General features: G+C 68.0%; 7 protein-coding genes and 1 pseudogene. 3 read left to right on the forward strand and 5 right to left on the reverse strand.

Annotated features, from left to right (window positions below; genetic code table 11):
• A pseudogene (locus JOZ00_RS12140) lies at positions 1 to 487 on the reverse strand (branched chain amino acid aminotransferase); the annotation flags it as partial.
• A 56-nt stretch (positions 488 to 543) separates the two neighbouring features.
• Positions 544 to 1,647, reverse strand: coding sequence for a glycine cleavage system aminomethyltransferase GcvT (gene gcvT, locus JOZ00_RS12145; RefSeq protein WP_293344146.1), 1,104 nt, complete (start codon positions 1,645 to 1,647; stop codon positions 544 to 546).
• Positions 1,648 to 1,697: 50 nt separating this feature from the next.
• Between gcvT and JOZ00_RS12150 the strand changes: the two genes are divergently transcribed.
• The gene (locus JOZ00_RS12150) at positions 1,698 to 3,245 is read left to right on the forward strand and encodes a leucyl aminopeptidase (RefSeq protein ID WP_293344148.1); all 1,548 of its coding nucleotides are present in this window, start codon (positions 1,698 to 1,700) and stop codon (positions 3,243 to 3,245) included.
• 7 nt (positions 3,246 to 3,252) lie between these two features.
• On the opposite strand, the gene JOZ00_RS12155 is transcribed toward JOZ00_RS12150, so the two are convergent.
• Entirely contained in the window at positions 3,253 to 4,848 is a 1,596-nt protein-coding gene (locus JOZ00_RS12155; protein WP_293344150.1) for an NAD(P)/FAD-dependent oxidoreductase, read from the reverse strand.
• Positions 4,845 to 5,294 (reverse strand): SRPBCC family protein, encoded by a 450-nt coding sequence (locus JOZ00_RS12160; RefSeq protein WP_293344151.1) that lies wholly within the window; start codon positions 5,292 to 5,294, stop codon positions 4,845 to 4,847. The genes JOZ00_RS12155 and JOZ00_RS12160 overlap by 4 nt, the downstream gene beginning before the upstream one ends.
• 153 nt (positions 5,295 to 5,447) lie before the next feature.
• Here JOZ00_RS12160 and JOZ00_RS12165 point away from each other — a divergent pair, with 153 nt between their 5' ends.
• Complete coding sequence (locus JOZ00_RS12165; RefSeq protein WP_293344153.1) at positions 5,448 to 5,789, forward strand: aminopeptidase; 342 nt, start codon at positions 5,448 to 5,450, stop codon at positions 5,787 to 5,789.
• Positions 5,790 to 5,795: 6 nt separating this feature from the next.
• On the opposite strand, the gene JOZ00_RS12170 is transcribed toward JOZ00_RS12165, so the two are convergent.
• Complete coding sequence (locus tag JOZ00_RS12170) at positions 5,796 to 7,565, reverse strand: SDR family oxidoreductase (protein WP_293344155.1); 1,770 nt, start codon at positions 7,563 to 7,565, stop codon at positions 5,796 to 5,798.
• Between the two features lie 211 nt (positions 7,566 to 7,776).
• On the opposite strand from JOZ00_RS12170, the gene JOZ00_RS12175 reads away from it, so the two are divergent.
• Positions 7,777 to 8,295: biotin/lipoyl-containing protein (locus tag JOZ00_RS12175; RefSeq protein ID WP_293344157.1), on the forward strand; the 519-nt coding region annotated here is incomplete at its 3' end.

Consider the following 8,295-nt stretch of genomic DNA (forward strand, 5'->3'; position numbering starts at 1 on the left):
TCTTTGACGGCCGCACCCCCAGCCCGGGCTCGGTGGCGATGACGAAGGGGCGCAGGTACAGCGCCGCCTCGCCGCCGGCGGCGGGCACCCAGGCCCTGTCCACGGCGATCAGCTGGCACAGCGACCCCATGAACAGTTCCTCGGGCAGTTCAGGAATCGCCAGCCGCCGCGCCGACGACTGGAGTCGCGCGGCATTTGCCTCGGCCCGAAACGACACGATCGAATCGTCGGCCCAGCGGTACGCCTTGAGCCCTTCGAAGATTTCCTGCGCGTAGTGCAGCACGATCGCCGACGGGTCCAATTCGACCGGTCCGTACGGGATGACGCGCGCGTTGTGCCAACCGTGCGCTTCGTCGTAGTCGATCGACACCATGTGGTCGGTGAAGTATTTGCCGAAACCCGGCTCGGCCAGGATGGATTCACGTTCGGCGTCCGGTAACGGGTTCGCCGATCGGGAAACCTTGAACTCAAGGGAGCCGCTGGTCATGGCGCCGATTGTATCTCTGACTGCGAAACCGCTTTTGCCCCCCGAAGCGGGGGCGGCTAACGGGTTTTCGCATCGACGAAAGGCGGCTTCACGACTTCGCACTCGACCGAACGGCCACGAACGTCGACGGTGATTTGCTGGCCATCCTCGATACCGGCGTCGGTGTCGATGAGCGCCAGTGCAATGCCGACCTGCAGCGTCGGGGAGAAAGTGCCAGATGTGGTGACCCCGGCGGGCTTGTCCCCGGCGAGCACCGTGAGCCCCGGACGCAAGACGCCACGGCCGATCATTCGCAGGCCCCGCAGCAGCCGCCGCGGTCCGGCTTCCTTCTCCGCCAGCAGTGCGTCCCGGCCGAAGAACGCGTCTTTTTTCCAGCCGATCGCCCAGCCGCATCGGGCCTGCAGCGGCGAAATGTCGAGCGCCAGCTCGTGCCCGTGCAGCGGATAGCCCATCTCGGTGCGCAGCGTGTCGCGGGCGCCCAGGCCGGCGGGCTCGCCGCCGGCGGCCTTGACCGCGGCGGCCAGTGCGTCGAACACCACGCCCGCGGACTTCCACGGCGGCAGCAGCTCGTAGCCGTGCTCGCCGGTGTATCCGGTCCGGCAGACGCGCACGGGCACCTGAGAGTACGTGGCGTCGGCGTAGCCCATGTAATCCATGTCGGCGGGCAGACCCAGCTCGCCGAGCACGTCCGCCGATCGCGGTCCCTGCACGGCCAGCACCGCATACGAGCGATGCTGGTTGGTGATCGTCAGCCCCGCCGGGGCGGCTTCGGCCAGCGCCTCGACGACCGCCGCGGTGTTCGCCGCGTTGGGCACCAGGAAGATCTCGTCGTCGCTGACGTAATAGGCGATCAGATCGTCGATGACCCCGCCGGATTCGGTGCAGCACAACGTGTATTGCGCCTTGCCCGGCCCGATGCGGTTCAGGTCGTTGCTGAGCGCGGAGTTGACGAACTCCGCCGCGCCCGGTCCGCGGACCAGGGCCTTGCCGAGGTGGCTGACGTCGAACAGGCCGACGGCGTTGCGGGTCGCCTTGTGCTCGCTGACGGTGCCGGCGTAGGAGACGGGCATCAACCAGCCGCCGAACTCGGCGAAACTGGCCCCCAATTGGCGGTGGGAGTCTTCTAGCGGTCCGTGGAGGAGCTCGGCTGCGTTACTCACGACACTTCACCCTAATCAGCCACGACTAACGGGCCGTTAGGGTGTTGCAGATGAGCACAGAACCCGGTTACGCCTCTCCGTCCGTTAGTGTCGCTTCCTCGCTACCGCGCCGCGCCGCCGCGTCCACCGTGCTGATCGTCCCGGTCGTCTCTACCGGCGACGATGACAAGCCGGGCGCCAAGGTTGCGTCACTCGACTCTGGGCTGCCCGCCGACGCGGTCACCGAAATCGAATCCGCCCTGCGGGCGCTGGAGGCCACCGGTGGCGCCGAACAGGTGCACCGGCTGGTGGTGCCGTCGCTGCCGGTGTCGAGCGTGCTCACGGTCGGCCTGGGCAAGCCCCGCGACGAGTGGCCGGCCGACACGGTCCGCCGCGCATCGGGCGTGGCCGCTCGATCGCTCGGTCCCGCCGAGGCGGTGTTCACCACGCTGGGTGAGTTGCCGGGCGAGGGCCTCTGCTCGGCCGCCGTGGAGGGCCTGATCCTTGGCAGCTACCGGTTCACCGATTTCCGCACCGAGAAGACCGCGCCGAAAGACAAAGGGCTAAGCAAGATCACGGTGCTCGCCTCCTCGAAGGAGGCCAAGAAAGAGGCCGCGCACGGCGCCGCGGTCGCGACCGCGGTGGCCACCGCCCGCGACTTCGTCAACACTCCGCCGAGCCACCTGTTCCCCGCCGAATTCGCCAAGCGTGCAAGGGCTTTGGGTGAATCAGTCGGCCTCGAAGTGGAGGTGCTCGATGATAAGGCGCTGCAGAAGGGCGGCTACGGCGGGATTGTCGGCGTCGGGCAGGGCTCGTCCCGGCCGCCGCGGTTGGTGCGGCTGATCCACCGCGGGTCCAAGCTCGCGAAGAGATCGAAGCAGGCCAAGAAGGTCGCGCTCGTCGGCAAGGGCGTCACCTTCGACACCGGCGGTATCTCGATCAAGCCGGCGGCGGGGATGCACCACATGACCTCCGACATGGGCGGGGCCGCCGCCGTGATCGCCACGGTGACGCTGGCCGCGCAGCTCGAGCTGCCGATCGACGTGATCGCGACCGTGCCGATGGCCGAGAACATGCCGTCCGCGACCGCGCAGCGCCCGGGCGACGTGCTGACGCAGTACGGCGGCATCACGGTCGAGGTACAGAACACCGACGCCGAGGGCCGGCTCATCCTGGCCGACGCCATCGTGCGGGCGTGCGAGGACAACCCGGACTATCTGATCGAGACCTCCACGCTGACCGGTGCTCAGACGGTGGCGCTGGGCGCCCGGATCCCCGGCGTGATGGGCAGCGAGGAGTTCCGCGACCGGGTTGCCGCGATCTCGCAGCGTGCGGGCGAGAACGGTTGGCCGATGCCGCTGCCCGACGACCTCAAGGACGACCTGAAGTCCACGGTGGCCGACCTGTCCAACATCAGCGGGCAGCGCTTCGCCGGCATGCTGGTGGCCGGGGTGTTCCTGCGCGAGTTCGTCGCCGACGGGGTGAGCTGGGCCCACCTCGACGTGGCCGGCCCGGCGTACAACACCGGCAGTCCTTGGGGCTACACCCCCAAGGGCGCCACCGGCGTGCCGACCCGCACCATGTTCGCCGTGCTCGAGGACATAGCTGAAAACGGTTAAGCGATCGCTACTTCGTCAGCAGCGAAGTCGCGGCTCGGGTCATCGCGCGGCGGGGCCAGCCCGTCACACCGTGGGCAGCAAGCGCGGCAACGGCCGCATTGCGACCGCAGGCGCCGTGTACGGAACCTCCCGGCGTTGCCGACGCGCTGCCCAGATATAAACCGCGCACCGGGGTTTCGGCTCGGCCCATCCCGGGCGCGGGACGAAAGACCAGCATTTGCGGCAGTTGCGCCGTTCCACCGTTGAGCGCGCCCAGGTGCAGGTTGGCGTCGCTGGCCTCCAAGTCCGACGGGCGCTGCACGAACCGGTCGATCACCGCCGCGCCGAAACCCGGTGCATGCTCCTCGATGACCCGGTCGACTGCCGCGGCGAGGCGCTCGGCCGACGCGTCGTCGGCCACGTAGCGCGGCAAATGCGTGTACGCCCAGACACTTTCGGTGCCCGCCGGCGACCTGCTGGGGTCGGCCGTTGTGGTCTGGCCCAGCAGCATGAACGGATGCTCGGGCACGACTCGGGTGTTCAGGTCGGCCATCCAGCGCACCAGCCCGTCGCCGTCGGCTCCCAAGTGGACCGTGCCCACACCCCGCAAGGCCTTCGCCCGCCACGGGATGGGGCCGTTCAGCGCATAGTTGACCTTCACCACCGGCGGATCCCACTCATACCGTTCGAGATCACGAAGCAGGTTGGGCGGCAGTACATCCGCAGGCAGCATGTCGCAGAACAGCCGCGGTGCCGTCACGTCGGCCACGATCGCACGACGCGCCCGCACCGTGCGGCCCTCGTCCGTCGTCACCCCGACCGCCCGGCCGCCGCGAACGTGGATGCGGGAGACCGTCTGGTTGCACTCGATCTGCGCGCCGGCCGAGCGCGCGCGGTTCACCAGGGCAGCGGTGAGTTGACCGGAGCCGCCGACGGGCACCGGCCAGCCGCAGTCCTGGGCGAGCATCGTCATCAGGAAACCCATGGCGCCGCTGATCGGCGCGTCGGGCGGAACGTCGGCGTGCATGGCATTGCCCAGCAACAGGACTCGCGGGGCCTCGCCGTCGAACAGGTGCTTGGCCATGATGTTGGCGGGCTCGACCAGCAGGCGCGCGAGCCTGAGGGCCTCCGCCGTGCCGAGTTTGCGCAAGAGCCGCAGCAGCGGGCGCACCGGGGGGAAGGGCGACAACATGGCATCGAGCAACGGCGTCTTGACCTTCTGCCACAAATCCACTGCGCGCCACCAGTTTTCGCCATCGGCGGGCTCTCGGCGCGCCAATTCCGCTGCGGTGCGGGACGGGTCGCTGTAAATGATCGGCGGGTCATCGTCGGTCGCGCTGCGTGGATGAGCCACCACAGCCGGCGCGCGGGACCATCGCAAGCCGTGGTCCTCCAAGTGCAGCGCCGCCATGGCCGGAGATGCAACCGTCATCGGGTAGAACGAGCTGAACAGATCGGTGATGTAGCCCGGTGTCAGTTCCGCGCTGCGAACCGCACCGCCCGGTTCCGGTTGGGCTTCGAGCACCAGCACGTCCCATCCGGCGTCGGCCAGCATCGAGGCGGCGACCAGCCCATGGTGCCCCGCACCGATGACGATGGCATCGGCGACGTCCCGCACGATCACGTCACCTGGCTTGGCTTCCGATGCTCGGCAAGAGCCCCCAACCGCCACAGGCACTCGCGATTGCGCGGGTAGGCCGCGGCCAACGCGATGGAATTCGGGATGAGACTCATCGGCCCTTTCACAGGCACTTCGATCATCTCCACCCGGCAGCCCTGCGGGGTCTCCTGCAGTAGCAGCGTTATCCGCGCGGCACCCATCGGGCCCAGGCGGGCGAGTAGCACCAGTTTGTGCGGTGGGTCGCATTCCTCGGCCACCGTCGCATCGTTGATCACCAACGGCCAGATCCCGATCGAGTGCCTGATCGTGGCGCCAGGCTCCGGCCAATTCGAGTCGACCGCGCGCATGCGGCTGTTACCCACCACCCACTGGGTGTAGGTCCAGCCCTGCGCCAGCACCTCCCACACGCGCTCGCAGGGCGCGGCCACCTCCCGTGTCGCAGTGATCACCCGATGTCCTTTCAGTTCTGGAACCGATGCGTCCCGACTGATGCGGCGGATACCCACATTGAAAGGCGATACCCAATGAACTTCGCGTTTTGCCGCGGGTGTACGTGGCTAATCTGCTAGCGGTCGAAATCTTCAACAACGAAAGGCGAAGTCATGACGGTGCGAAGGTTGATCCTCGGTGTAGGCGCCGTTCTGTTGCTGGCCGGGGTGATCGGCCTGCTGGTGCCGGTGTCGATTTCGGATAGCAACGGCCATTCCGTCGGATGCGGAAACGCCGTCGCGACTGATCTTTCCGCCGCCAGAAGCGCGAACGAGACAAGCGTGGCCAACGTTCCGATCCTCAATCAGATCGTTCCGCACACCGATTACGTCGCGCAATGCCAGTCGTCGGTGGGCACTCGACGGGCGTGGACGATACCGCTGACCGTGCTGGGGATCATCGCGATAGGCGGGGTGTTGCTAACCGGGCGTCGAGGGGCGATCTCGACCACCTGAGCCGTGTCAGATCACGCGCATACGCGCCGCATTGCGTAATCCCTGCGGCGCGACACGGGAAAGTCCGTACAGCGCATAGGCTTCCGGCGCCACCGGCCGGATCGGCTTCTTCTTCTTGACCGAGGACAGAATCGCGTTGGCGACCTTGTCCGGGCCGTAATGCCTTAACGCGAACATCTTTCCGAGCTGTCCGCGCCGGCCGTCGACCTGCTTCGATTGCTTTCCGGCCGGGGCGTCGAAGCGGGTGGTGTTGATGATGTTCGTGTCGATGACGCCGGGGCAGATCGTGGTCAGGCCGACGTCAGCGGCGTCGAGTTCGGCGCGCAGGCAGTCGGAGAACATGTAGGTCGCCGCTTTTGACGTGCAGTAGGCGTTCAACGACTGAAACGGGGCGTAGGCGGCCATCGACGACACGTTCACGATGTAGCCGCCGGTGCCGCGCTCGACCAACCGTCGCCCGAACGACCGGCAGCCGTTCACCATGCCGCCCAGGTTGACGTCGAGCACCCGGTCGAACTGCTCGGCCGGGGTGTCCAGGAAGCGCCCCGCCTGCCCGATACCCGCGTTGTTGACGACGATGTCGGGGACGCCGTGCTCGGTGCTGACCTGTTCGGCATACGCCTCGACCGCGTCGGCGTCGGACACGTCGAGCACATAGGCGTGCGCGACGCCGCCGCGGGTGACGATCTCGGCCGCCGTGGCCTTGACGGCCGCCTCGTCGATGTCGCTGATCACCAGCTCGGCCCCCTCTCGGGCGAACGCAATCGCGGTCTCGCGGCCGATTCCGCTGCCGGCGCCGGTGACCGACACCAGAGTGTCGCCGAAGGAGCCTCGGGGCCGCCCCACCTGCGCGCGCAGCAGCGCGCGGCTGGGTTCCCGGCCGTCGGCCAGGTCGGCGAATTCGTGCACCGCGGCCGCCATCACCTGCGGGTGCGACATCGGCGAGAAATGCCCGGCCCTGATGTCGCGGCGCCACAGCCGCGGCACCCAGCGTCCGGTCTCGTCGTATCCGTACGGCCGCACGAACTTGTCCCGGGTGTTGACGATGAGTTGCACCGGCACATCGATGATGCCCGGCGCCTCACGGCGCCGGGAGAACGCGCGAAAGTAGTTGGCGGGGTACGTCTTTATCGACCGGGCGGCGTCGGCGGCCAGGGTCGGCGAGTGATGGATCAGCTCGTCGGCGATGTTGTCGACCGCGTTGCGCCGCAGCGCCGGGACCGACAGCAGCAACCGCAGCACCAGCGGCGCCAGCACCGGGATCGACAACAGCGCCATGTAGGTGAACCGCAGGGCCTGACTGACCGAGCGGGCGAACCTGCGCGGACGCCACGGTTGGCGCAGACCGCTGAAGATGTACTCGACCAGCTGGTCCTGACTCGGGCCTGACACCGACGTGAAGGAGGCAACGCGGTCGCCGGCGCCGGGACGCTTCAGGTACTCCCAGATGCCCACCGAGCCCCAGTCGTGGGCCAGCACGTGCACCGGAGCCCCTGGGCTCAGCTCGGCGGTGACGGCGGCGAAGTCATCGGCGAACCGGGCCATGGCGTACGCCGACACCGCCTTCGGCGCCGACGAGAGCCCGACACCGCGGTTGTCGTAACGGATGATTCGAAACCGCTCAGCAAGCAACGGGACCACGCCGTCCCACAGCACGTGGGAGTCGGGAAAGCCGTGCACCAGGACGACGGTCGGTCCGTCGGGATTGCCGTCCTCATAGACCGCGATGCGCACGCCGTCGGCGCTGTCGACGAATTGCTGTTCTGACGTCGGCATCCGACCTCCCCGCTTTGACTGCAGTGGCCACACGGTAGCAAGCGGGTTCGCGCCCGCCTGGCAGCCGCGCACGGTCCGCCCTGGATGTGTGCCGGCCGAGGAGCAGTGACAGGATAGTTTTGGATTGCACGTGCACTTCCCAAAGCTTGCGCTTCCGCAAGCGAGATGTTCGACCTGCCCCGACCCACGAGCGATCGAGGAGTCAAAAGAGATGGCCTTCTCCGTCCAGATGCCGGCACTCGGTGAAAGCGTCACCGAAGGGACGGTCACCCGCTGGCTCAAGCAGGAAGGCGACACGGTCGAACTTGACGAGCCCCTCGTCGAGGTGTCGACCGACAAGGTCGACACCGAAATCCCCTCGCCCGCCGCGGGCGTGCTGACCAAGATCATCGCCCAGGAGGACGACACCGTTGAGGTGGGCGGCGACCTGGCCCTGATCGGGGACTCCGCCGACGGCAGCGACGGATCAGCGCCGGCCGCGCAGCCCCCGAGCCAGCCGGAGCCACAGGCCGAAGCAGCGCCGGCGCCCCAGCCAGAACCCGAACCCGAACCCGCGCCCCAGCAGGAAGCCCAGCCCGAGCCCGCGCCGCAGAGTTCCGGCGGCGGGTCCGCGACGCCCGTGCTGATGCCCGAACTGGGCGAGTCCGTGACCGAGGGCACGGTAACCCGCTGGCTCAAGAAGGTCGGTGATTCGGTTTCGGTCGACGAGGCGCTGGTCGAGGTCTCGACC

It is taken from the genome of Mycobacterium sp. (assembly GCF_019243155.1).
In the GTDB taxonomy this organism is placed as follows: Bacteria; Actinomycetota; Actinomycetes; order Mycobacteriales; family Mycobacteriaceae; genus Mycobacterium.